Annotated in this window: 16 protein-coding genes; 8 read left to right on the forward strand and 8 right to left on the reverse strand. The window is 56.2% G+C overall.

The genetic code is table 11. The features are described from left to right. From HZR81_RS18110 to HZR81_RS18145, 8 genes are all read left to right on the forward strand, one after another. A partial coding sequence (locus HZR81_RS18110) for a recombinase family protein (RefSeq protein ID WP_500128898.1) occupies window positions 1–1,312 on the forward strand: 1,312 nt, incomplete at its 5' end. Continuing rightward, on the forward strand, window positions 1,312–2,223 hold the full coding sequence (locus tag HZR81_RS18115; RefSeq protein ID WP_374417227.1) for a ParB/RepB/Spo0J family partition protein: 912 nt from the start codon (window positions 1,312–1,314) through the stop codon (window positions 2,221–2,223). The genes HZR81_RS18110 and HZR81_RS18115, both read left to right, overlap by 1 nt. Beyond that, entirely contained in the window at window positions 2,223–3,128 is a 906-nt protein-coding gene (locus tag HZR81_RS18120; protein ID WP_374417229.1) for a plasmid partitioning protein RepB C-terminal domain-containing protein, read from the forward strand. The genes HZR81_RS18115 and HZR81_RS18120 overlap by 1 nt, the downstream gene beginning before the upstream one ends. A gap of 132 nt (window positions 3,129–3,260) precedes the next feature. Then, window positions 3,261–4,250: an AAA family ATPase gene (locus HZR81_RS18125; RefSeq protein ID WP_374417231.1), complete on the forward strand. Its 990-nt coding sequence runs from the start codon at window positions 3,261–3,263 to the stop codon at window positions 4,248–4,250. A gap of 17 nt (window positions 4,251–4,267) precedes the next feature. Then, window positions 4,268–6,760, forward strand: a complete 2,493-nt coding sequence (locus tag HZR81_RS18130; RefSeq protein ID WP_374417233.1) for a S8 family peptidase — start codon at window positions 4,268–4,270, stop codon at window positions 6,758–6,760. Between the two features lie 37 nt (window positions 6,761–6,797). After that, window positions 6,798–7,160, forward strand: a complete 363-nt coding sequence (locus tag HZR81_RS18135) for a histone-like nucleoid-structuring protein, MvaT/MvaU family (RefSeq protein ID WP_301585705.1) — start codon at window positions 6,798–6,800, stop codon at window positions 7,158–7,160. A 109-nt stretch (window positions 7,161–7,269) separates the two neighbouring features. Next, window positions 7,270–7,437 carry a hypothetical protein gene (locus HZR81_RS18140; RefSeq protein ID WP_500128899.1) on the forward strand — a complete coding sequence of 56 codons (168 nt, stop codon included), beginning with the start codon at window positions 7,270–7,272 and terminating at the stop codon, window positions 7,435–7,437. An 81-nt stretch (window positions 7,438–7,518) separates the two neighbouring features. Then, window positions 7,519–7,821 carry a hypothetical protein gene (locus HZR81_RS18145; RefSeq protein WP_404717924.1) on the forward strand — a complete coding sequence of 101 codons (303 nt, stop codon included), beginning with the start codon at window positions 7,519–7,521 and terminating at the stop codon, window positions 7,819–7,821. Window positions 7,822–7,890: 69 nt separating this feature from the next. Here HZR81_RS18145 and HZR81_RS18150 read toward each other — a convergent pair whose 3' ends face one another. From HZR81_RS18150 to dnaN, 8 genes are all read right to left on the reverse strand, one after another. After that, window positions 7,891–10,731 (reverse strand): ATP-binding protein, encoded by a 2,841-nt coding sequence (locus HZR81_RS18150; RefSeq protein WP_500128900.1) that lies wholly within the window; start codon window positions 10,729–10,731, stop codon window positions 7,891–7,893. Further along, window positions 10,728–12,446 (reverse strand): GmrSD restriction endonuclease domain-containing protein, encoded by a 1,719-nt coding sequence (locus HZR81_RS18155; protein WP_143508092.1) that lies wholly within the window; start codon window positions 12,444–12,446, stop codon window positions 10,728–10,730. Before HZR81_RS18155 ends, HZR81_RS18150 begins: the two co-directional genes overlap by 4 nt. A gap of 15 nt (window positions 12,447–12,461) precedes the next feature. Continuing rightward, window positions 12,462–15,362, reverse strand: a complete 2,901-nt coding sequence (locus tag HZR81_RS18160) for a DUF1156 domain-containing protein (RefSeq protein WP_500128901.1) — start codon at window positions 15,360–15,362, stop codon at window positions 12,462–12,464. A 10-nt stretch (window positions 15,363–15,372) separates the two neighbouring features. Continuing rightward, window positions 15,373–15,681 (reverse strand): NYN domain-containing protein, encoded by a 309-nt coding sequence (locus tag HZR81_RS18165; RefSeq protein WP_500128902.1) that lies wholly within the window; start codon window positions 15,679–15,681, stop codon window positions 15,373–15,375. Next, the gene (locus HZR81_RS18170) at window positions 15,678–19,214 is read right to left on the reverse strand and encodes a helicase-related protein (RefSeq protein ID WP_500128903.1); all 3,537 of its coding nucleotides are present in this window, start codon (window positions 19,212–19,214) and stop codon (window positions 15,678–15,680) included. The genes HZR81_RS18165 and HZR81_RS18170 overlap by 4 nt, the downstream gene beginning before the upstream one ends. Window positions 19,215–19,487: 273 nt before the next feature. Further along, window positions 19,488–21,902 carry a DNA topoisomerase (ATP-hydrolyzing) subunit B gene (gene gyrB / locus HZR81_RS18175; protein WP_500128904.1) on the reverse strand — a complete coding sequence of 805 codons (2,415 nt, stop codon included), beginning with the start codon at window positions 21,900–21,902 and terminating at the stop codon, window positions 19,488–19,490. Further along, a complete protein-coding gene (recF, locus tag HZR81_RS18180; protein WP_500128905.1) occupies window positions 21,899–23,011 on the reverse strand; it encodes a DNA replication/repair protein RecF in 1,113 nt (370 codons plus the stop codon). The genes gyrB and recF overlap by 4 nt, the downstream gene beginning before the upstream one ends. A gap of 9 nt (window positions 23,012–23,020) precedes the next feature. Beyond that, window positions 23,021–24,124, reverse strand: a complete 1,104-nt coding sequence (dnaN, locus tag HZR81_RS18185; RefSeq protein ID WP_500128906.1) for a DNA polymerase III subunit beta — start codon at window positions 24,122–24,124, stop codon at window positions 23,021–23,023. Between the last annotated feature and the right edge of the window lie 2 nt (window positions 24,125–24,126).

Raw genomic sequence — 24,126 nt, forward strand, 5'->3', positions numbered from 1 at the left:
CTTCTCAACCATCCTGGTCTACGACGTGAGTAGGTGGGGCCGATTTCAAGACCCTGATGTCAGTGCCAGTTATGAAGTCCGCTGCCGCCAAGCTGGCGTAACCGTCCAGTACTGCGCGGAACAGTTCACCAATGACGGCTCACCTGTTTCCAACATCATCAAAAGCGTGAAACGAATGATGGCGGGCGAGTACAGCCGCGAGCTGTCTGTCAAAGTGTTCGCTGGTCAATCACGCCTGATTGAGCTTGGATTCCGGCAGGGCGGCCCAGCGGGATTTGGCCTTCGTCGACAACTGATTGATGCCGCAGGCTCAGCCAAAAATCAGCTGGGGCAAGGTGAACACAAAAGCATTCAGACAGACCGCGTTATCTTGGTGCCAGGGCCGGAAGATGAAGTTGAAGCTGTTCAGTGGATTTACCGGCTGTTCGTGGAAGAGGGCAGAACCGAGCGCGAAATCGCTGACTGGCTTAATGGCCGGGGCATACTCACTGATCGCGCCCGGCCATGGTCTCGTGGCACTGTCCACCAAGTACTGATCAACGAGAAATACATCGGCAACAACGTCTGGAACCGCACCTCGTTCAAGCTAAAGCAGGAGCATATTCGCAACCAACCCAACCAGTGGGTGCGGGCCGATGGCGCGTTCCAAGCCATTGTCAGCCCCCTACTGTTTCAAGCAGCCCAAGAAATTATTCAGACGCGGTCGTATCGCCTGCCCGACGAAGAAATGCTTCAGCGGCTCAAAGATATCTACCAGCGTCATGGCTACTTATCAGGGCTGATCATAGATGAAGCTGAGGGCTGTCCTTCCAGCAGCGCCTACCAACATCGCTTTGGTAGCCTTCTGCGCTGCTATTCCCTGATCGGCTATACCCCTGACCGTGACTACCAGTACATCGAAGCGAACCGACGTCTTCGAGAGATGCATCCACTGCTGCTAGAGCAGACCATAACCAAAATCGCGGACGTTGGGGGCAGGGTGGACGTCGACCCAGTGACAGACTTGATACAGGTAAACCAGGAGCTGCTGGTCTCACTTGTGCTGTGCCGGTGCCAGCTATCAACCACTGGCGCTAAGCGCTGGAAGATCCGGTTTGACCTGGGGCTATGCCCAGATATCACGGTTGCCGTTCGGATGGCCCCTGGTGAAGAGGCGGCCCTGGACTACTACGTTCTACCCACTGTCGACATGTCCTCACCGCATGTTCGGCTGGCTGAGAGCAACCAGGCCAGCCTGGAAATTTATCGGTTCAATACCCTGGACATTCTTGCCGAATTATCCCGTCGCTCCGCTTACCGGAGGGCCGCCTGATGCCACGCCATGGATATGCGCGTACAGAGCTTCATGTCGCTGAAGCATCCACTGTTCAGAGAATTCCACTGGAACAGATTCGCGTGCTGAATCCTCGCGTCCGGAACAGGCAGGTTTTTGCCCGCCTTGTGGAAAACATTGCAGCTCTTGGTCTGAAGCGTCCGATAACGGTGACGCCGGCAACGCGTGGGCCTGACGCCGTCTTTGAAATTATCTGTGGCCAGGGCCGATTCGAAGCATTCCAGGCGCTGGGAGAAAAAAGCATCCCCTGCATAGTCGTCAGCGCGAACGAAGCGGATCGCTTTCTCATCAGCCTGGTCGAGAATCTGGCTCGACGGAAGCATTCGAACAAAGACCTCTTGTCATCCATTCAGGTGCTATCAGAGCGCGGCTATTCACCAAGAGAAATCGCAGAAAAGACCAGCCTCGATGTGGCGTACATAAATGGCATCCTCATGCTCTTACGTCAGGGTGAGGAGCGCCTGATTGCTGCGGTCGAGAAGGGCTGGCTACCAATTAAAGTCGCTACCGAAATTGCTCGTGCCAATGACTCTGAAGTCCAACAGGCCATGGTCGAGGCATACGAAACCGGCGTACTCAAAGGTGATCAGCTGATTCGAATTCGTCGGCTGATTGACCGGCGCAAAGCCATGGGGAAGCGCTATGGACAGCAACACCATTCTGAACGGATGACTACGCCGCAAAAGCTGCTCAATGCCTATCAAGCTGAGGTTCGACGCCAGCGGGTCATGATCAAGAAGGCCGACATCAATGAACAACGCCTGCTCATCATGGTGACCGCTTTGCGCCAGCTACTCGCTGATGACTATTTCTGCACGCTGCTACGTACTGAAGACATCCAGGATATGCCCAAGCCGCTAGCAGATCGGATCCATGGAGAGATGAGCTGATGGGCCAGGTGAAGCAGGCGTTCAAGTCCGAGATTCTTTCAATCCCGCTGGATCGAATTTTGCCGACTCGTAAGCTCGATAAGGAAATCCACGGCAGCAAAAAATTCTGCACCATCAAGAGCTCAATCCGCGAGCTGGGCGTGATCGAGCCCCTTGCCGTGCACCCAGAGCCCGTCATGGCTTCGGGGATTCCCTCCTACATACTGCTGGATGGCCATTTGCGTTTGGAGGCGCTCAAGGCTCTGGGTGGGACTGAAGCCCTGTGTCTGATTTCAACCGACGACGAAGGCTTTACGTACAACCGACAGATCAACCGGCTAACCCCGGTACAGGAACACAAGATGATCCTGGCGGCCATCAAGAAAGGAATCGAGCCCTCTCGGATAGCGCAGGTGCTGGGGGTCAACGTTGACCGTATTCATGAGCGCCAAAATCTTCTGAATGGCATTGCCCCTGAAGTGGTGGAAATGCTCAAGGTTCGGATGGTCGCTCATGATGTCTTCCGCGTTCTGCGCAAAATGAAGCCCATGAGGCAAATTGAAACCGTCGAGATGATGATCTCGGCCAACTGCTTCACCCAGAGCTATGCGCGCATGGTACTGGCCGCCACCAGGCCGGAAATGCTCGTCGAAAAGAAAAAGAAAGCCGCCAACGAAGCCAGCAGCATCGACATTGCCCGTATGGAACGGGAAATGGAGAACCTTCAGCATGACTACAAGCAGGTCGAGGATACGCTGGGGGAGACCATGCTTGTCCTGGTCGTCGCCAAAGGCTATCTGGCTCGGGTACTTCGCAACGAGGCAATCGCCGGCTACCTACAGCGTCACCACGCCGACCTACTGGAGGAGCTTGTCTCCATCATGGAGTCCGTCAGCTCTGATGCGCGGCACCTTGAGCGGGAATAGTCATTCGGCCAAGACAGCATCAATATGCTCGCACCAGCTCAAAAGACAGGATCATTGGATGATCGGCATGGCATCAAAAGGAACCGAATCGCCTAAGCGGGTTACACTATCAGCACAAACAGGTAGGTAACCATGGCCAGCGGCGAACATCTCAAAGCACTACTGCGCTCGCATATCAAAGGCGACGACAGCCATTTCTTGGCCGTCGCTATGCAGCTGGCCGCGCATGAGGCCAAACAAGGCCATGGGAAGCTCGCGGATGACCTGCGTGCGCTCATTGACTCTGCGAAATCTCGCTCCAAGCAACTACCCAATAGGCAGCCGGTTCCGATTGGCCAGCCAAAGGGAGAGCTCAGCAGCCTTCTATCCGTTGCCCTTCCCCATACACGCTTCTCTGAAATGATCCTTGATGACGGGACACATCAAAGGCTTGCCCGGATCATCAGCGAACAGCGCAATTTCGAGAAAATCAGAGCTCACGGTCTTTCCCCCAGACGAAAGCTCCTTCTGGTTGGCCCACCAGGCACAGGTAAGACCATGACGGCATCTGCTCTCGCCGGTGAGTTGGGGATCCCTCTCTACATAGTCAGGCTCGACAGCTTGATCACTAAGTTCATGGGTGAGACTGCTGCCAAACTGCGCCAGATTTTCGATGCAATCCGAGACACTCGCGGCATCTACTTTTTTGACGAGTTTGATGCCATTGGCTCCCAACGTGGTTTGGCCAACGATGTCGGTGAAATCCGCCGTGTACTCAATAGCTTCCTTCAGATGATTGAGCAGGATCAGTCGAATAGCCTGATCATCGCCGCAACCAATCACCCGGAAATTCTTGATTATGCGCTATTCCGACGGTTCGACGATGTCATCGAGTATGGGCTTCCCAATCAGGAGCAGATTAAAGCGGTATTGAAGAATCGACTCGTCAATTTCGCGAAGCCCATCAAACGCTGGGACAGTCTGTGTAAAGTTGCTGAAGGCCTCAGCTATGCAGAGCTATCGCGAGCAGCTGACGACACTATCAAAGATGCGATCATCCATGATCGCGCCAGTATTTCGGCAGAGGACGTGGTGAAGAACCTTGAGGAGCGCAAGGCTTTCCACGGGAGACAGCGCTCATAAGGCAGTGAAGCCACACAATGGCAGACCAGAACGCAGGACAGCGTCCACACTTTCTTTTTCAGGGAACTGGCAAGGCTGAGCGATTCCAATCTACCGCAGCTGGTGGTGGGGAAAAGCGCATACCACCGCAAGACAGAGCATCCCATGGTGCCGCGCTACTCGGACAGTTAGGCCACATTCGCCAGGACATCGGGAAAGCTGTTCAACTTCAGCGCCAGGCAGGCATCGAAGCCGGTCTAGGGCTTCAAATTGAATTCAAAAGCCAGCCGAGTATTGAGCTCGCTTTTGAAAGTTTGGCTCGCAGCAGACAGCACATCGAACTGCTCAATGTCCGCCATGACGAGGCAGCACAGACTACATTTGCCACCGTTTTTGTCCCCGATGGCCAACTGAAAACCTTTGAGAATCTGGTTACTCAGTACCTCGAAAATGACACAGGCAAGGGGCAACCCCGCAATGCCCCGCTGTTGAATACTATTCAACAGATCCGAGTTGCGACGTTTGAAGCGCTGTGGACAGATGATAAGTCCGCACTACCAGCAGATGCTGAGCAATCTCTCTGGTGGGAGTTCTGGCTTCCAGTTAGAGACGACCGAGAATCTGTGCTCCAGCGCTTCCGGTCTACCGCCGGGGCATGCGGCTTCAAAATATCCCAGCATGTTCTGTACTTCCCTGAACGCACAGTAATTAACGTTCATGGCACGCTTGCCCAGATCACTCAATCGATGGCGCTGCTGAACGAAGTTGCGGAAATTCGCCGGGCCAAGGAAACGGCTGAGTTCTTCGATGCCCTGGAGCCCAATGAGCAGCGCCAGTGGGTTGATGAGCTGCTCGCACGCACGACCATCGCCGACAACGCCCCGGTGCATATCTGCTTGCTTGATACAGGTGTGAACCCTGGCCATCCCCTGCTCGCACCAGGCATCGATGTACAAGACCTTCACACCATTAACACCGAGTGGGGAGCTCACGACAATCATGGCCACGGGACAGGACTAGCGGGTGTAGCTCTGTATGGTGACCTCGTAGGCCCACTTACTGACAATGGGCCATTGGCGATTAATCATCGATTAGAGTCGGTCAAGGTTTTACCTGCTGCGGCAGGGAATCAGGATGAGCCTTTTGGTGCACTGACCATCCAGGCAATAGCTGAGCCCGAATTTGCCCAGCCAGAGCGAAAGCGCATTTTCAGCATGGCCATCACCAGCACTGACGGTCGTGATCGGGGCAGGCCCTCAGCTTGGTCTGCGACAGTGGATGCTTTGGCGTTCGACGTATTGGGCGAGCGGCTCACACCTCGTTTAATCATCATCTCCGCAGGTAACGCGGATAAAGATGAATACCTGAAGTACCCTGATAGCAACCTCACCGACGCGATTCATGATCCTGGCCAAGCTTGGAATGCACTTTGTGTTGGTGCATACACTCAGAAGGCCAGAATCGATCCGCCGCTCCCCGGATATCAGCCCCTAGCTCCCGCAGGGAGTCTGAGTCCGTTTAGTACCACATCACTTAATTGGACAGGCTCTCCCTGGCCCCTCAAGCCTGATGTGGTATTCGAGGGAGGAAACCTGGCCAAGGATTCTCAGTGGGCTTGTACGCACTCTTCCCTGTGCTTGTTAACCGCCAATCACCTTCCCCATAAAAGTCTCTTCTCGACCACCTGGGCCACCAGCGCAGCCTCAGCTTTAGCTGCACGCATGGCAGCCCAGATACTCGCGGTCTATCCGCAGTTATGGCCCGAAACAGTTCGCGCACTGGTGGTTCACTCTGCGGAGTGGACGGAGCGTATGCAGCAAGATTTTTTGACCGGGGCCAAGAAGGCAGACTATGCCGGTCTGGTTAGAACCTGCGGCTTTGGTGTCCCCGACCTGGGGCGAGCGCTCTGGAGTGCAGCGGACTCACTGACATTGATTGTTGAGGATGAGCTCCAACCCTTCATGAAGCAGGGCCCGAAGAGCCCTACAGCACGAGATATGCACCTGCATCTCTTGCCATGGCCCAAACAGGAACTCCTTGACCTAGGCGAGACAGACGTCGAGATGCGCGTCACCTTGTCCTACTTTGTTGAGCCGAACCCAGGTGTGGCCGAGCGCGGTGTCAAAGGGCGGTATCGCTACGAATCGCACGGGCTTCGCTTCGAAGTCAGTCGTCCAGGCGAAGATGAAACGGATTTCCGCCAACGTATCAATCAGCGCGCTCGGGATGAAGAAGAGGGTATTTACCAGGGGGGCGGCTCTGATACACGCTGGCTACTCGGCACTCGCTCCCGTCATCGCGGATCACTGCATTCGGATATCTGGAAAGGTACAGCAGCCGACTTGTCCGGCCTGGGTATGCTCGCGGTTTATCCCGCCCTGGGCTGGTGGAAAACCTTGCTGAAGGAGGGCCGCGTCAACAATCGCGCCAGATACAGTCTGGTGGTATCGATCAAGACGCAGCAAACCAAGATCGATCTGTACAATGCAATTGAAACCCAGATTGCTGTTCCGGCACTTATTGAAACCTAAGCCCATCGAATGACGACTCAAGGGCCCCGAGGAATTTATGTCCAAACTCGCTGAATACCGTGCTCTCGAAAAATCCCTGCAAGAGCAACTGGCTCAACTTGATGCCTTGAAGAACGACGAAGCCCTGAAGCATGAGATGGCTTTCGAAGACAAACTGCGCAGCTTGATGGCCGAATACGGAAAATCCCTGAAGGACATCATCACGATCCTGGATCCACAAGCTCGCACCTCCCAGGCTAAACCGGTAACCACCAGCGGTCGCCGCGCTCGCCAAACCAAGGTCTATCGTAACCCCAACAATGGCGAGGTTGTCGAAACCAAGGGTGGCAATCATAAGATCCTAAAACAGTGGAAAGAGCAGTACGGGGCTGAAGCTGTTGAAGGCTGGCTTCAACACTGATCTGCGGCTCCAGGGCCTACCTCAACCGAGATAGGCCCCACACAGTGCCACTAGGCGCTGCATCCAGAATGACCTGTAAGGTCGGCTCTTTGCCTCGGGAAACCATTAAATGATCACCCTTGATCTCAGCAGGAACGACGCAGAAGCACTCCTGCACCACTGCAAAGAATTCAAACCCCAGAGCGGCGACCAGCGCCATGACTCTCGGCTAGAGGATGCGCTGGCAGAGTTGGCTGAAGCTATTGAGGCCCACTTCGCTGAGGACAGCCGCACCTAGCCATCAAACCAGGAGCTGCTGATCTTTGTTTACCGTAAGCAGGGTAAACCCTGTCCCAGACACGCCATTACCGTTATTCGAATGAAACTGCTCAATACCTACGACGACCGCGATGAAGCGGAGGCAGCCGCTGAACGGATCTCCGGAGAAAAACGCCTGGCAAGTGAGCGCGACTCAACCGTCGTGATCTACAACCTGTTCGGCATGCCCACTTGGGGGAATTTCCACAGGCTAGGAATGTACAACCTCGGTGAACTGAAGCTACTGCTGGATCGACGCTCTGCCTGGCAACCTGTCGACCAAGCCCGACATGCTGAGATCATGAGTACGCTGAGCATCGTGGCCAAGAACTTCCAGATCGAAATTCCTCCTCACTGGCTCTGATTCCTGATGCAAAAAAACCCCGCTGCTCATCGCAAACGGGGCTTTTTCAGTCTCTCAAGTTGGCGTGTCCTATTCGAACTCCGCCGAACTGAATTTCAAGACGTTGCAGTTTTCCTTAACGGCTCGCTGCAATCCATCATCGAAGCCAGCTTTGCTGGTCGCCTGAATCTCAACAGAGATCTTCACATCCACACCCAGCTTGGCGGTGAACTGCTGTACGACCTCGTCAACAAGCAGCGCAAAGTCCATTTTTGCCTTCACAGGATCTAAGCTGGTGGACGCATAGAACTGCGTGGCCAAGGCTTTGCTGATTTCTTCAACAGGATCATTTGAGCCACTGCTCCCGCCCTGTGGCTCAGGCTCAGCGCCACCATCTCCCTTCGAGTCCGGCTTATGCACATCGCTCTCTTCCTGAGTTTTGCGTCTGGCCAGCTCAGCCTCTTCCTTCTCCTTCCGAAGCTTTTCGGCATAGGCAGCAGCTGTTGATGGCTCAATGATCTCGCAAGCATCCAGGGTAACCAGGGCGGACTTGGCGAAGACAAAGCCCAGGTAGCGATCACCATCCTTACCTTGGGCAACGCCGAAGAAATCACCGCTCTCCAAGCCAACACTCAAGGTGTTAAGAAATACCGTGCTGTCACGCAGTCGGGGGAGATACAAGTAGCAGCAACTCTTCTGCCACACCTCCTGAGCAACCACTTCCTTGGTCTCATCCTTCCAGAACCAAGTCTTCAACATGTTGGCGAGGTGGTAGGGCGCCCACTCAGTAATCAGCAGCTCATTCTCTTTGAGTACGCGCTCAATTTCCTGAGTCAGATTGGCTGCACCTGGATTGACGGGGAAATGCTCCCACTGAATGTCAGACAAACCACGACCTGCCACGGCTGTCTGGACAGGTGCCAGCAACCACTTATAGGTTTCGCGGATCATGCGCTTAAGCGCTTCCTTGGCCTGATCGAGGCTGGCTGTGGCGTTTCTCGCCATCAGGTTATCCAGGGTGATGCGATTGTCCTTGTAGTCGTTGACGATGGACTCCCATGCCAACATGGTGCGCACCTGATCCTTCAGTCGGCTGACGTTGTCCTGCTCAGCGGCCAAGAAAATCAGTCGATTCTGCTTACCACGAGGCTGGTCGCCACGGTTCTTCAGGATCTCACCGGCCTTCACAATGGCTTGGCTTGTACCACTTTTGCTGTACCCCGCATCCGGCGACAGCACCACCAAACGCAGCTGCCAGTCATCCGGTACATCCACGCTGTCGGTGAACACATGGATGCCACCAAACAATCCGCCAGCAAAGCTCTCTTGGGCCCGCTTGCGAATAGCAGGGAAGACATCTTCCTTGTCCTTGTAGCGCTTCTTGCGCTCCTCCATTTCACGACGCAGGTTCGGGCGCGTATCGAACCAGTAGTGGTTATTGGAGTTGTTCAGGTAATGCAGCTTGTCCAGCAGGCTGCGCAGAGCATCCTTGAACAAACCAACCTGTTGGCCTGGTTGTACAGTGCCCAGCATGATTCGCATCAGCTCGATACCACGCAGTACCTGACCTGAAGTAGTCGGAGCGCTACCCAGGAAAATGGTGCGTGCAGTACGGCGGCAGGCTTGAACACTACCAAGGCGTGCGTTTTGATTTTCAATAGCAACGGTCTCGGCACGCGGGCCGTCGATGTCACGCTCCATCACCGGATCCCAGCCAGGCGGGAGGTAATAGGTGACCTCGTTACGCGAATCAGGATCGGCCAACGGCAGACTACCCGGCATGATCAGCGGATCGTTGTTCCCGTCCTTCCACAGGCTGAAGATCATCTTGGCCATCATCTTCAGCACGCCACGGGTACGCTGGAAATTCTCCAGCGTTGACCAGTCCTCGTAGAGGCGGTCAAAGACTTCAGGGTGGATCGGGTAGGCGTGCAGCAGGCGCTCGTAGTAGCGGCTTTCCTGAGTTTCCGCAGGAAACTCAGCGCTGTTCGCAATGTAGTAATCGGCGAAGGTACGGCACACCTTCTCCGCAGCCAGGCGATCCGAGATATTGCTAAACAGCCTGCGCCGAACAATTTCGAAAGCTTCTTCTGTACCAACCGGCTTCCACAGCGCCTGTACACGACCGAAGTAATGGGACAGCGACTCCAAAGCACGAACACCACGCTGGCTGCCCGCCTCTTTTTCTGACTCCGGCAGCGAAGCCAGCATCACCGCAGTGGGCACCGCTTTCAGGGCTTCGGTTAGTGCTTGGATGAAGCTCAAGTTGGAATCGAAGGTGCCACCGCTGAGAGCCTTGCCTTCTTCGAACTGACGAATGTAGGCCACCAGCTCGTCGACCAGGATGACGCAGGGGGAATGGAGCTTCAGCACCTGCTCTAGAACATCTTTACCTGGAGAGGTGCCGGACTGATCTGCACTGGCCACCAGTGCATAACCCTCCTCACCACCCAGCTGCCAAGCCAGATCACCCCACAGGGTATGAACCTGAACGGAGCCATGCTGAACCGGCTGGTTTGGCGAAGCCTTGATCCCATCGAGCACGGCAATACGTGCACGCGGCAATTCGCTGACGCCAGCCTTGTCGATAATGTTGGGGATGCCAGGCATTTCACTGGCGGGCACCTTGCCACTGGCCAAGTGATAAACCGCCAGCATGGTGTGAGTCTTACCGCCACCGAATGCGGTTTGCAGCTGAATGACAGGATCACCGCCTTTGCCAGCCAAGCGCTTAACCACAGAGTCCAGCAACAGCGCCATACCCTCGGTGATGAAGGTGCGCTCGAAGAACAGCGCAGGGTTCTGGTACTCCGGTGAAGCCGTGCCGGTATGCACACGGGTGATGTCAGCCGCGAATTCAGCCTGAACGAAAGTGCCTTTGCGCACATCTTCATGGGGCTCGGCAATCTCACGCCAAGGTTTAAGGGTCATACATGGTCTCCCTGAGCGGTGCGCAGCATGTAGCTGAACTTGTCCTGGATTAACTGCTTACGCGCCTCAATAAACGCTTCGAAATTCTCAAGCTTCCACAGCTCGGGATCCTGAGGGATGAGGTGCATAGCCAGGTACTCCTCATGCTCCTCATCGCTTTTGAACCTGCCACGATCAAACCACTCGTGCGGCGGAATCGCACACTTGCCGTCAAAACCGTTTTCATCCGCTGTCAGCAGCATGCAGTTGGCAATCTGATCCCGATGCTCGGAGCGATAGCGCAGGATATTGCGCTTGCCACTGTCCGGGTTGATGTCCTTGACCGACTTCAGCAGGCTCTGCGGGAAGATATGGTCAACTTGCGGGCCATTGGCGCCCAGTGCCGGCGAGTAATTGAAGTCGCGATACCACAGGTTGAAGAACAGGTGGATCGAACGGGAACCATAGTACTGGTTGAAGATGACTTCCGGTGTGATCTCCAGGCTGCGGCCATCGGCACGAATCACCCCAAAGATCTCACTGACCACAAAATCTTCGTGCTCTTGGATGTTGCGCACGAGCTTGTCGATCAACTGGTCAGGGTTGCCACCAAAGGCGCCACTCACCAGTGAACGCAGCAAGTACTCAGGCAGCCCTGCCTTAGCTTTGAACTGAGCCGGGTACTGGTAACGGAAATAGATCAGCGGAATGAGTGCCAGATAGGAGGGCAGGGCCTTGTCGCTGCGGATATACGTCTTGCTGACTACAAAATCCCGTACGTCCTTAATGGCGTCGGCGATCAGCTGCCATTGGGCAATGATCTCTTCCTTGGTCTTACCATCTCGGAATTTTTCTACCTCGTAGCGGGCGCCTTTGTTCAGGACGGTCAGGCAACACTTGAGGACGAAGTCACGGTCAAAATCAAAGCCGCCCTGGTTCAGGTCTTCCAGCAGTGCTTCGATTTCACCATCAGCTTCATCCCAGCTGGAGGTCAGCAGGGAGAACAGCAGATCCGACTTACCAAGCTTGGTGCCGCCCGAGTTGGCTCGGATGAAAATTTCGACAATGTCATCCACCCGATAAGCGTCCGGGTTATCAATCCCGTCGAGCTCCTGGAAGGTGATGTTGTCGTCGTTGACGAACTCCTTGCGCACACGCCCTACGTTCAGCTGCAAGGTCATCTGCTCATCTGCCGAAAGCTCACCTGGGGCTAGCTTGGCAAGCTCTTGGGCGATCTGGAGATCGAGCTTGTTGTTGATAAACACCATGTCCTTGAAGCGCACCCAAGGCCAGCTGGCGGAACCCTTTTCCTTGAAAGCGAAACGGTAACGAATGTCCTCAGGAGCGGCCATGTCACCCCCGCTGAGCACATCGAAGTACAACTCACGCCCGCTGTAGCTACCTTTCAAGCCGATAAACAGGCTTTGCAGGCGTTGCTGACCATCGAGCACCATCATCTTCGAGCGCGTGTTGTCCGGAACCCGGTAATCGGTCAGCTTGATGTCGCGATGGTAGTTGTCGATGAACTTGCGGTGCTTGACCTCTTCGCGGGTCTTCCAAACCAGCAGGGTGCTGATCGGGTACTCACGCATGATGGAGTCAAACAGGCGACTGATCTGTTCCTCGCTCCATACGAAAGGACGCTGAATATTGGGCAGCCAGAAGCCACCGCCCTCCGATTCAGCATCATTCAGATAGGAAACGATTTTGCGGATCGACAGCTTCCGGTTCTGCATTCGTTACTTCCTTGATCAGATATCCATTTGCACTTGCGTATTCGAATGACCAATTTCTTGGGAGGCCAACTCAATGCCTGCCCAAGCACCTTGGAGTTCATTGTAAGCGCGGGCCTCTTCGGCCCAGCCCTGACGCTCACACAAGGTGTAGAGACGGTACATCAGCGAGTTCAGACTGGCTGTCTTATCGGGCATACGGGCCAGCAGGGCTCCCGCAGCGGATTCGCCATCCTGGTTTAGGGCGCGGATCAGCTGATGAAGACCTTCCCACACAGCCAGGCGGCTATCGTTCTCCGGAGCCCAGTCCCGAGGCATTTCAGCCCACTTCAGTAGTCGTAAATCGCCCCCCGCACTGTCCACTACACCAGCTTCGATCAACCCACCAACGCTGGTGCCCTTAGCCCGAGCCAGAACGTCGGCATCACCATACTTACCTTCGGCCCAGCCATGCTGCTCGAACCAGGCTAGGCAGAATTGGGTGTCATGATCGAAGTCATCCTCGCCGATAAAGCGGTTGATCAGTTGCAGCGCCGTCCGCACGCTCATCGGCTTACCGTTGGCCTCAATCACTGCGCTGTACTTGCTGAATACCTCCATACCAGGGCCAATAATGGCCTGGGACAGATCCACTGGAGCAACCGGCGAGTTAATACCGCCACGGGTCATGTCGGCCAACGCTTCTGGCAGGGTGGCATTTAGCTCTCGGATAAAGTCGCGGCGAGAAACAGTTGGCGCCTCGGTAGCGCGAGGACGGCAGACCAGTACGATGCTGGAGGCTAGAGCATTCGTACCAGCGCCAATCATGCGGTTACTCAGCTCAGTACGCATTGGCCAAGTACCAGTCAGGGCAAAACCTGCCTTGAGCACAGCGGCAAGGAAAGTTTCCCAACCAGTACTTGAAGTACCAGCCTCGGCCTTGGTCTCGGCCTGCTTGAAGGCATAGTAGATGGTCACAGGAAAAGCTGGGTGCCCCTGCTCGGCCAAATTGTGCATGGCGGCAGTCATACCATCGAGGAAAAAGATTTCGGCCTTGTCTTTGCTGCCATGTCGGTGCGTAGTGGCTACCAGCTCCTCAGCCTTGGGTACTGCTAATGTTGCATATAGGCTGGGATAGATAGACCTAAGCGAACGGCGCAGCCACACATAGAAGAAATCGGACAGGTCGGCATAGCCGATATTGTCATAGTAGGGAGGATCGGTAGAGATCAGTTTGTTCTGACTTACGCTTTGGGTCTGAGCATCAGCTTGCATAGCAAGCCCTGCATCTCCGTGAGAAAGTCGATCAAGCACTTCCCAGAGAGAATAAACCGTACCGAAAATGTCTCCGCCGGCTCCCCCAATTGGATTCGTTTCCACATAGTCCCAAACCATCGGTAACGCCTGACGACCGAAGGTGTTTCGCATGCGATCCATCTTGGACTCCCATGCGCATAATGTGGTGTTTCGGTCGGCAGCTTTATCTACCGCAAACGCTAGATATACCCCAACTGCCTGCGCATAAGCCGTCGCTCCCACCCCACCCTGATCCAGCCCCAATCCATCATCGACCATACCTGCGAGCATTGCATCCTCACGAACACGGGCAATGGATTCTTTTACTAGATCGGAGAAGGTATCCAGAGCAACAAGCTGGCGTGAAGTGAACAGATCCCCCCAGGTTGTCATTCCATAAGGCGTACAATTACCTCCAGTCATGCGGGTAGGGATATCTCCAGCGGGCTTCCACTGAGGGGCTACGCCACCTGGAACGGCCTCATGCTCGGAAGTAGGAGAAATGTACAAACGCCCGCGCTGCCCCTCAGCAACAATCGCCATCAAACGAGCGCCCATACGGCCAGCCTTGCCTTCCTCTTTAATGTAATCACCACTTATAGGCGTCTGGGAGAGCAGGCAGCTGAAATTTGCGCCTCGTCCAGAAGCCTTAGTGCCATCCTTGGCCGAAGCAGGTGGTGTACCAACCTTGACGGTAAAGCGATAGCTATCGCCATCCACTACCGGTTCTACATAGCTCTCTTTGCCCACTTTGCTGGAGAGAATAAAGGTAGATGCCAGCGGCACTTCTGCATGACTGAACGCTGGGTTAGGGCTCTTCACGGTGCGCGCCCACAGCCAGGCGATCACGGTGAGCTTTTGGCCCTGGTACTGCGCCAGATCTGGACGCTCGGCGACCATCTCAGCGGTAACTTCTATCTGCGGATACAGATGACCAATGCGTTTCTGCGCTTCTTCGCGCATCCAGGAACCGTAGCGACGCACATCCTCAGCAAGGCCCTTGGCACCCGACCAGTCCTCGAAAGCATCCCGAGTTGCACGTTTTTTACTGCCCTTGTTGGCATCAATTTCCGGCCCGACCGGCGCACGTCCGGCAAATTTAGGCGGAATCTCGATCATCGCCTTGTTGATGGTTACCGCCACCGGGTTAAGGTCGGACGCGTAGCTTTCAAGGCCCAACCGCTGTGCCTCAAGCGGCAATGCACCGCCACCGGCAAAGGGATCATGAAAGCCAGGCAGTTTTTCCGGATTGAACAGCTCAGCAGCCTGCGGATGACCTTTATTGAGCTCACAGGTCTCGCGCCAACTCTTCCAGATTTCAGCCCGCGCTCGTTCCAAAACCTCCTCGTTATTGGTGTTCTCCCACTGCACCAACTCTTCGATGATCTTGAATAGACGCTCGCGTTCAGCTGCGGCTTTTTCCTTGTTTACCCCACGGCCTAGATGACGTTCAAATCCCGGGTCATTGACCATCTGCGCAAAAATTACCGCACGTGCTGCGGCCAGGGGACGACGTGCCCACCACAGGTGCAAGGTGCTCGGGTGGCCATGGCGGATTGACTTTTCACGCGCTGCTGCGGCATTGATCGCGTCCAGTGGCAGAGCGACTTCGATGAGTTTCTTGGGGGTCTTAATGGGGTACATCGAAAATTCCTTAGCTCCAGTGGGGTGGGCGATGCAGGGCAAAGCCACTGGAAGTCATCACAGTATTTGTCAGTTGATTTTGACGTAGCTTGTCTTCACCAATGGAGAGGTAACCATTGGCTGCCTTCTTGAGCTGCGCGGATTGGCTATTGGCCGGAAACACCACAATCAACCGCTTGTTCGGGAAGCGCTTGCGTACCTGCTGGATAGGTTTAGTCAGATCGCTATCGCCAGCGATAACATCGCTGGCCCGACGCCCCGGTAGCGAAAGCTCTGGAGCGTCTATCTTTGTTCGCTGGGAAAAATTGCTACTGCTCAAAGGCTGGCCTCTGGTTGAATAGCGCGACCAAGTAGCTCTTGCAGGTCATAGTTGACGCTAGCTACACCGAACTCAGGCTCAGTCTTGAACGGGTGCTTGATGTAGTAGGGGCCATCGACCTGATCACCGTCCACCAACACGATGGCGAGGATGAATTTCTCGCCCTGGTTGAAGCTGGAGAAGATCTCGTTCTTGGTCACTGTGACGGTAGTGGCGCCCTTGACGCGCCCCTTGACTTCGATATGACGATCATCGCGTAGGGCATTATCTGGCCCAACAGGTGGACGGGCCGTGATATCCCAGCCGCACTTCTGTGCTGACACATCAAAAATCTCATGGCCCATGGCTTTCTCAGCTGCAATGACTGCATTCATTGCGGCCCATTCAATGCGTGAACGGGCTTCGGCATCGGCACAGAAGGTAGTTTCGCCTTTACGCTGTGCCAGTAAGCCAGCCGGAATGACCAAGGCACCACCTAGGACAACTGGGGTGCTCGATACCACATTCTTCATCGCCTCCAACTCACTCTTGCGCTGGCTGAGGCGAGCGGTAAGTTCATCTACACGGCGACGGGCATTTTCTGGCTGCATACGCGGCTGTTTACCCGCGCTGACATCCTCGCTGAGCTTGATAAAGCGATCCGACCAGTAGTTGATCTCCTTCACCAGGCGCTCATTCACTGCACCCAGAATCTTATCCGCCTGGCGCTCAAGTCGAACCTTCACCTCTTGGTAATGCTCCGGAACCAAATGTTCGGAAGCATGGTGCAGGGCCAAAGCTTCAAGATTTTGGGTAATCCATGGAGCTGACAACACATCACCAATCAACTGGCGATCCGTGTTCTCGATGGGTAGCAGGTCTAGGTGAGGTGCCCAACCAGCGTTGATGGTGTTGCCATGTTGATCGATCTCGACAAACTGCAAACGGCGGGAAACGGTTTTAGCCTGAGCAGTGTTCTGAGACATGTTCTCCCGAACACTGTGGTCAATCATGAACAGCACCTTGGGTTGAATGCCGTCGTCATTGGGGTCAACGAGAATCGCGCCTTGCTTGAGCTTGCTGCGATGTGCCGAGAGGATCAGGTCGGTGCTGGCCATCATCAATGGATGACCAGGATGAATCAGGTCGGCCATAGGTTTGCCATGCAAGCGGACATGCTGCTTTTCAAAGCAGATTCGCTCGTACTGCTTCAACACGGGTGTACGGCTTTCGCCGATCACACGATCCCGTTCACGTAGACCTGCCGGCACATGGCGGATCTCATAGCGACCGGACTCACGAGGACGCATTTCACCACCTAAAGAGGTGAAAGCCTCGGTGAAGAAGGCGCGGATGAAGTAGGGCTGAAGCTTGCGGGCCTCGGCCTTCTCCATTTCCTCTTTTACTGCGTAGAGGTCAGCCAGGCTCATGTGCTGCTCGACCAAAGCGTTGCGGCGAAGGATCTCCTTCAAGTGGTCGGTATCCAAAGCCCCATCAATGACCTGGGTGAGCTTGGCACGGGTCTCCGGCGCATCACCGTAGCGGATGGCTTCGATCAACAAATCCTTGAGCGAAATATTGTCAAACGCCTCGCCCAGTACATCGAAGACTTTGCCGCCTAGGGCTTGCTTCTCGATCTCCAGCTTTTCGAAAAGCTTCTGGAACACTTCCCCCTCTCGGGTCTCATTGGCAACGATGTTCCACAAGTGGCAGACCTCTGTCTGGCCAATGCGGTGGATACGACCAAAGCGCTGTTCAAGACGATTCGGGTTCCAAGGGAGGTCGTAATTGACCATCAGGTTGGCGTTCTGCAAGTTCACGCCTTCACCTGCTGCGTCGGTGGCAATCAGCACCAGGACATTGGGGTTGTTGCGGAACTCCTCCTGAATCTTGCGCCGTTCATCGCGGTTAGTACCGCCATGGATGGTCACGACAGCCTCGGGCTTGCCCAGCATGTTCCCAATTCGTGCAACCAGGTAATTCAGGGTATCGCGGTGCTCGGTGAAGATGATCAGCTTGCGGCGGCTGCCACTGCTGGTGAACATCTCAGGCGTGTCCTGCAACAAGCAGGAGAGCTGTTCCCACTTCTTGTCCTTGCCCGACTGAACCACCGAAAGCGCCTTCGCTTCCAGAGCCTTCAGTGACCAGATCTCAGCCTCAAGCTCAGGAATGGTTTCCGCAGCAGTGGCTTGGTCTACGACCTGTTCCGAATACAGCTCGTACTCGTCAGCGCTGAGCTCCTCATCCAGCTCGTCGAAGCTATCGGGAAGCTCAATCTGCTTCTTCACATGGTATTCGCCCAGCGTGCTGGCCACTCCTTGGCCACGAGCCAGCAGCTTGGTCTCTTCCAATCGATTTTCCATGCGCTTACGGCGCCGCTGGAGCGACTGGTAGATCGCTTCAGGGCTGGAAGCAAGACGGCGCTGAAGCTGCGTCAGGGCGAAGCCTACGGTGCCCTTGCGCTTCCCATCGAGCTGGTCAGCCCGATTCATTTCGTTGCGAACGTACTCGGTGACTTCGTGGTACAGCGCGGCCTCAAGGTCAGACAACTCGTAGTTGGCCGTATAGGCACGTCGCTCGGGGAAGAGGGGAGTGCCATCGAACTTCAGCAACTCCTCTTTCACCATACGGCGCATCATGTCGGAGACATCGACCTTATGCGCTCCCTCACGGAATTTGCCGTAGAAGCGGTCTCCATCCAGCAGCGAAAGCCAGATCTGAAAGTCTTCTTCCTTGCCGTTGTGCGGTGTGGCGGTCATCAACAGGAAGTGCCGAGTGATGGAACCGAGCAGCTCACCTAGTTCGAAGCGCTTGGTCTTATTCACCTTGCTGCCGAAGTAGTTGGCGGAGAGCTTGTGGGCCTCGTCGACGATGATCAGATCCCACTCAGTGTTCTTGAGCTTCTGCTGGAACTCCTCACTGCGGGACAACTGATCGAGGCGTGCGATCAGCAGATTGGTCTCCTCGAAGTAGTTACCCGAGGCGCATTGCTCTTGCTTCTCACGACTGAAGACTTCGAACTTCACTCCGAATTTTTCCAGCAATTCATCCTGCCACTGCTCGGTCAGGGAGCCAGGTGACACCACCAGGATTCGCTTGGCATCCGAGCGCATCAGGAGCTCGCGAATCAGTAGTCCAGCCATGATGGTCTTGCCTGCGCCAGGATCGTCAGCCAGAACAAAGCGAAGCGGCTGCCGAGGCAGCATGGACTCATACACAGCAGAAATCTGATGGGGGAGAGGATCTACGTTGGACGTGTGCACAGCCATCATCGGATCGAACAGGTGCGCCAGATTGATCCGATAGGCTTCCAATCCAAGCTTAAAGTCAGCACCCGGAGCATCAAATGACCAAGGCCTGCCAGCCTGAGCAAGCTCTAGACGCACCTCGTCCGAGCGGAACAGCATCTGCTCGCCTAAGCGACCCTGGCTGTCCTTGAAGTAGACGGTAATGGCATTGTCGCCAACAGGCTCGACCGTGACGACACGCACGATCTCATCCGCCTGGATCCCCCTGACCTGTGCGTCTTTCTTGATGTCTTCGAGCTTGAGCATTCTCTGATCCTGTTCGTCCTTGGTCGATGCGCGCACATCCCAATTACTGTAGATATTAACAGGGCTAACAGTGCAAATGGCGCCGAAACGGGCGCACCAAAAAACCGCTTTTTCCTCTGTTTGACCTGTGCCGATGTACTCGCATCTGCACAAATAAAAACCCCGCAAGCCCAGAGACTGCGGGGTTTCAGGTCAGCTAGCCGTTGTCGGTTAACTTTGCAGATGTCGGCTAACTTTGGAGAAAGTGCCGATTAACTTCAACGACCTCCAGCATCAGAAGTCCAGATTCGAGACCGCCAGTGCGTTGGTTTCGATGAACTCCCGGCGGGGTTCCACTGCATCGCCCATCAGCGTGTTGAAGATCTGGTCCGCCGCGATGGCGTCCTCGATCGTCACCTTGAGCATGCGCCGCACGTTCGGGTCCATGGTGGTTTCCCACAGTTGGTCCGGGTTCATCTCGCCGAGACCCTTGTAGCGCTGAACGCTGTGTCGACGGGTACCCTCGTTCATCAGCCAGTCCAGCGCTTCCTTGAAGCTGGCGACCGGCTTCTTGCGCTCGCCACGCTGCACGTAGGCACCTTCTTCCAGCAGACTGTTGAGCTTCTCGCCCAGCGCGGTCACCGTGCGGTAATCGTTGCTGCCGAAGAAATCACGGTTGAAGGTGATGTAGCTGGCCAGGCCGTGGGAGCTGATCTCCACCTCCGGGAGCCACAGGTGGCGTTCCTTGTCCTCGCGCAGGCTGAGGTTGTAGACCAGCCCCGAGCGCTCGCCACCCTTGAGCCGCGCGCTGTACTGCTCGAGCCAGGCCTGCATCGCGGAGTGGTCAGCCAGCTGCTCGAGCGTAACCCGAGGCAGATAGATGAAGTGCTCGGTCAGCTCCAGCGGGTACAGCCGCGACAGGCGCTGCAGGGTCTTCATTACCGTACGGTAGTCGTTGACCAGCTTCTCCAGCGCTTCGCCGGCCAGGCCTGGCGCATCATCGTTGACGTGCAGGCTGGCATCTTCCAGGGCCGACTGGGTGAGGTACTCCTCCATCGCCTCGTCGTCCTTGATGTACTGCTCCTGCTTGCCGCGCTTGACCTTGTACAGAGGCGGCTGCGCGATATACACGTAGCCACGCTCGATCAGCTCGGGCAACTGGCGGAAGAAGAAGGTCAAGAGCAGGGTGCGGATGTGCGAACCGTCAACGTCAGCATCGGTCATAATGATGATGTTGTGGTAGCGCAGCTTGTCGATGTTGTATTCCTCGCGGCCGATGCCGCAACCCAGCGCGGTGATCAGCGTGCCGACTTCCTGGGACGAGAGCATCTTGTCGAAGCGTGCCTTCTCGACGTTGAGGATCTTGCCCTTGAGCGGGAGGATCGCCTGGGTCTTGCGGTTGCGGCCCTGCTTCGCCGAGCCACCCGCGGAGTCACCCTCCACGATGTACAGTTCGGACAGCGCAGGATCCTTCTCCTGACAGTCGGCAAGCTTGCCCGGCAGGCCGGCGATATCCAGCGCACCCTTGCGGCGGGTCATTTCCCGCGCCTTGCGCGCCGCCTCACGGGCACGCGCGGCGTCGATCATCTTGCCAACCACAGCCTTGGCTTCGTTGGGATGTTCCAGCAGGAAGTCGGCGAAGTACTTGCCCATTTCCTGTTCCACCGCCGTCTTCACCTCAGAAGAAACCAGCTTGTCCTTGGTTTGCGAGCTGAACTTCGGATCCGGCACCTTGACCGAGATGATTGCGGTCAGGCCTTCACGCGCATCGTCACCGGTGGTGGAGATCTTGTGCTTCTTCGCCAGACCTTCCTGCTCGATGTAGTTGTTCAGGTTGCGCGTCAGCGCGGAACGGAAGCCGGCCAGGTGGGTACCGCCGTCACGCTGGGGAATGTTGTTGGTAAAGCAGAGGATGTTCTCGTTGAAGCTGTCGTTCCACTGCAGCGCGACTTCGACGCCGACGCCATCGTCACGCTGGACGTTGAAGTGGAAGACCTGGTTCACCGCGGTCTTGTTGGTGTTCAGGTAGGCGACGAAGGCGCTGAGGCCGCCCTCGTACTTGAACAGTTCTTCCTTGGCCGTGCGCTCGTCGCGCAGGACGATACCCACGCCGGAGTTGAGGAAAGACAGCTCGCGCAGACGCTTGGCCAGAATGTCCCAGCTGAAATGGATGTTCTGGAAGGTCTCGGCGGAGGGCTTGAAATGGATCTGCGTGCCCGACGTATCGGTTTCGCCCACCGCCGCGAGCGGAGCTTGCGGGACGCCATGGCGATAGAGCTGTTCCCACACCTTGCCTTCGCGGCGGATGGTCAGCAGTAGCTCCTCGGACAATGCGTTCACCACCGAGACACCCACGCCGTGCAGACCACCGGATACCTTGTAGGAGTTGTCATCGAACTTACCGCCAGCGTGCAGCACGGTCATGATGACCTCGGCTGCCGATACACCTTCTTCGTGAATATCCACCGGAATGCCGCGCCCGTTGTCGCGCACGGTAATGGATTCGTCGGTATGGATGGTGATGGAAATATCGCTGCAGTAGCCGGCCAGCGCTTCATCGATCGAGTTATCGACGACCTCGAAGACCATGTGGTGCAGGCCGGTGCCGTCATCGGTGTCGCCGATATACATGCCAGGGCGCTTACGCACGGCATCAAGACCTTTCAGCACCTTGATGCTCGAAGAGTCGTACGTGTGGTTCTCACTCATGCCTTCACTCCCGAGGGGCCGTGGAGTTGGGTTATTTGCCCATGTTCCACGTGAAACATTGAGACTGGTGTCTGTTCACCCCAGCCTTCTTGCAAAACGGTTGAATCGACGCAGGTAATAAACACCTGACAGTTCAGCTGCTCGAGCAACCTGCACAACGCCAATCGGTGCTGCGCATCCAGCTCCGAGGGCAGGTCGTCGACCAGATAAATGCATTGCCCGCGCTTGGCCTCGCTGACGAGATGACCTTGGGCAATGCGCAACGCACACACCACCAGCTTCTGTTGCCCACGCGACAGCACTTCAGCCGCGTTATGAGCACCAACCTTGAGTCGCAGATCCGCACGCTGTGGACCGGACTGCGTATGGCCAATCGCGCGATCGCGCTCCAGTGACGATGCAAGCACATCGACCAATGGCCGATCCTTGTCCCAACCGCGGTAATAGCTCAGCGTCAGGCCATCCAGGTCCAGCAACGCCTTGAGCGTCGTCTCGAAGACCGGTTTAAGCGTTTGGATGTAAGCGCGGCGGTAACCATCGATCTCGTCGCTGGCCAAGCTCAGTTCCCGGCTCCACGCGGCGTCCGAAGCGCCGTCCAGTGTACCATGCCGGAGCCATGAGTTCCGTTGCCGCAGGGCCTGCTGCAGCCGCTGCCAGGCACTCATGAAACGATGTTCCACGTGGAACACACCCCAGTCTAGGAACTGCCTGCGCAGCTTGGGGGCCCCCTCCAGCAAGCGGAAACTGTCCGGGTTGATCAGCTGCAGCGGCAGGGTGTCAGCCAGCTCGGCGGCAGAGCGAACGCTCTGCCCATCGATACGAATCCTGACTTCGCCGCTGCGATCTCTGGAAACCCCCAGGGCTCGACTGTGCTGGTCCGGAAGCTCGACCTGGCCGAACACCGTGCAGGCCGGTTGCTCATAGGTGATCACCGGATTCAGTCGAATACTGCGAAAGGAACGTGCGAGCCCGAGCAGGTGGATGGCTTCCAGCAGGCTCGTCTTGCCGCTGCCGTTGTCGCCGAAGAGGATGTTGATGCGCGGGGAAGGGGTCAGCGTCACCGGTTGCAGATTGCGAACCCCGGTGACGGAGAGACGGCTGAGGGACATTAAGCGGGGTTACAGACGCATCGGCATCACGACGTAAGCGGAATCGTCGTTGTCGAACTCCTGCACCAGAGCGCTGCTGTTGGCGTCGGAGAGAATCAGACGCACCTGCTCGGTGGTCATCACGCCCAGGACATCGAGCAGGTAGCTGACGTTGAAACCGATCTCCAGCGATCCTCCGTTGTAATCGACTGCCACTTCCTCTTCGGCTTCCTCCTGCTCCGGGTTGTTGGCCTGGATCTTCAACAGGCCGCTTTCTAGCTGCAGGCGAATGCCGCGGTACTTCTCGTTGGAGAGGATCGCCGTGCGGCTGAACGCCTCGCGCAACAGCTGGCGATCACCGACCACCAGCTTGTCGCCGCCCCGCGGCAGCACACGCTCGTAGTCCGGGAATTTTCCGTCCACCAGCTTGGAGGTGAAGGTGAACTCGCCAGTAGTAGCGCGAATGTGATGCTGACCCAGCACGATGCTGACTTCGGCATCCTGATCGTTGAGCAGGCGCGCCAGTTCCAAGATGCCCTTGCGCGGGACGATCACCTGATGGCGATCCGGCTGTTCGATGCCGGCCTGCATCGAGCACATGGCCAGGCGATGGCCATCGGTGGCCACGGCACGCAGCATGCCGCTGGACACTTCGATCAGCATGCCGTTGAGGTAATAGCGCACATCCTGCTGGGCCATGGCGAACGCGCTGCGCTCGATGAGCTTGCGCAGCTTGCCCTGCTCGACAGTAAACGACAGCGAGCCAGGACCTTCTTCCACTGTGGGGAAATCGTTGGCCGGCAGGGTCGACAGCGTGAAGCGGCTGCGCCCCGACTTGATGACGACCTTCTGGTCATCCAGGCGAATACTGATCAGCGCATCGCTCGGCAGGCTCTTGCAGATATCCATCAGCTTGCGTGCCGGCACGGTGATCTCGCCAGGCTCGGCGGCTTCTTCGAGCGCGACGCGCCCCACCAGTTCAACCTCTAGATCGGTACCGGTCAGCGACAACTGCTGCCCCTGTACGACGAGAAGAACGTTGGACAGCACCGGCAAGGTCTGACGGCGTTCGACGACGCCAGCAACCAGCTGCAGGGGTTTCAACAGGGCTTCGCGCTGAATGGAAAAATGCATGG

It is taken from the genome of Pseudomonas sp. LM13, from assembly GCF_041381355.1.
GTDB classification, from domain to species: Bacteria; Pseudomonadota; Gammaproteobacteria; order Pseudomonadales; family Pseudomonadaceae; genus Stutzerimonas; species Stutzerimonas frequens.

Bases quoted from the DNA above. Each gene is read 5' to 3' on its own strand.
- HZR81_RS18115 (WP_374417227.1), top strand. From the start codon at position 1,312: ATGCCACGCCATGGATATGCGCGTACAGAGCTTCATGTCGCTGAAGCA.
- HZR81_RS18120 (WP_374417229.1), top strand. From the start codon at position 2,223: ATGGGCCAGGTGAAGCAGGCGTTCAAGTCCGAGATTCTTTCAATCCCG.
- HZR81_RS18125 (WP_374417231.1), top strand. From the start codon at position 3,261: ATGGCCAGCGGCGAACATCTCAAAGCACTACTGCGCTCGCATATCAAA.
- HZR81_RS18130 (WP_374417233.1), top strand. From the start codon at position 4,268: ATGGCAGACCAGAACGCAGGACAGCGTCCACACTTTCTTTTTCAGGGA.
- HZR81_RS18135 (WP_301585705.1), top strand. From the start codon at position 6,798: ATGTCCAAACTCGCTGAATACCGTGCTCTCGAAAAATCCCTGCAAGAG.
- HZR81_RS18140 (WP_500128899.1), top strand. From the start codon at position 7,270: ATGATCACCCTTGATCTCAGCAGGAACGACGCAGAAGCACTCCTGCAC.
- HZR81_RS18145 (WP_404717924.1), top strand. From the start codon at position 7,519: ATGAAACTGCTCAATACCTACGACGACCGCGATGAAGCGGAGGCAGCC.
- HZR81_RS18150 (WP_500128900.1), bottom strand. From the start codon at position 10,731: ATGACCCTTAAACCTTGGCGTGAGATTGCCGAGCCCCATGAAGATGTG.
- HZR81_RS18155 (WP_143508092.1), bottom strand. From the start codon at position 12,446: ATGCAGAACCGGAAGCTGTCGATCCGCAAAATCGTTTCCTATCTGAAT.
- HZR81_RS18160 (WP_500128901.1), bottom strand. From the start codon at position 15,362: ATGTACCCCATTAAGACCCCCAAGAAACTCATCGAAGTCGCTCTGCCA.
- HZR81_RS18170 (WP_500128903.1), bottom strand. From the start codon at position 19,214: ATGCTCAAGCTCGAAGACATCAAGAAAGACGCACAGGTCAGGGGGATC.
- gyrB (WP_500128904.1), bottom strand. From the start codon at position 21,902: ATGAGTGAGAACCACACGTACGACTCTTCGAGCATCAAGGTGCTGAAA.
- recF (WP_500128905.1), bottom strand. From the start codon at position 23,011: ATGTCCCTCAGCCGTCTCTCCGTCACCGGGGTTCGCAATCTGCAACCG.
- dnaN (WP_500128906.1), bottom strand. From the start codon at position 24,124: ATGCATTTTTCCATTCAGCGCGAAGCCCTGTTGAAACCCCTGCAGCTG.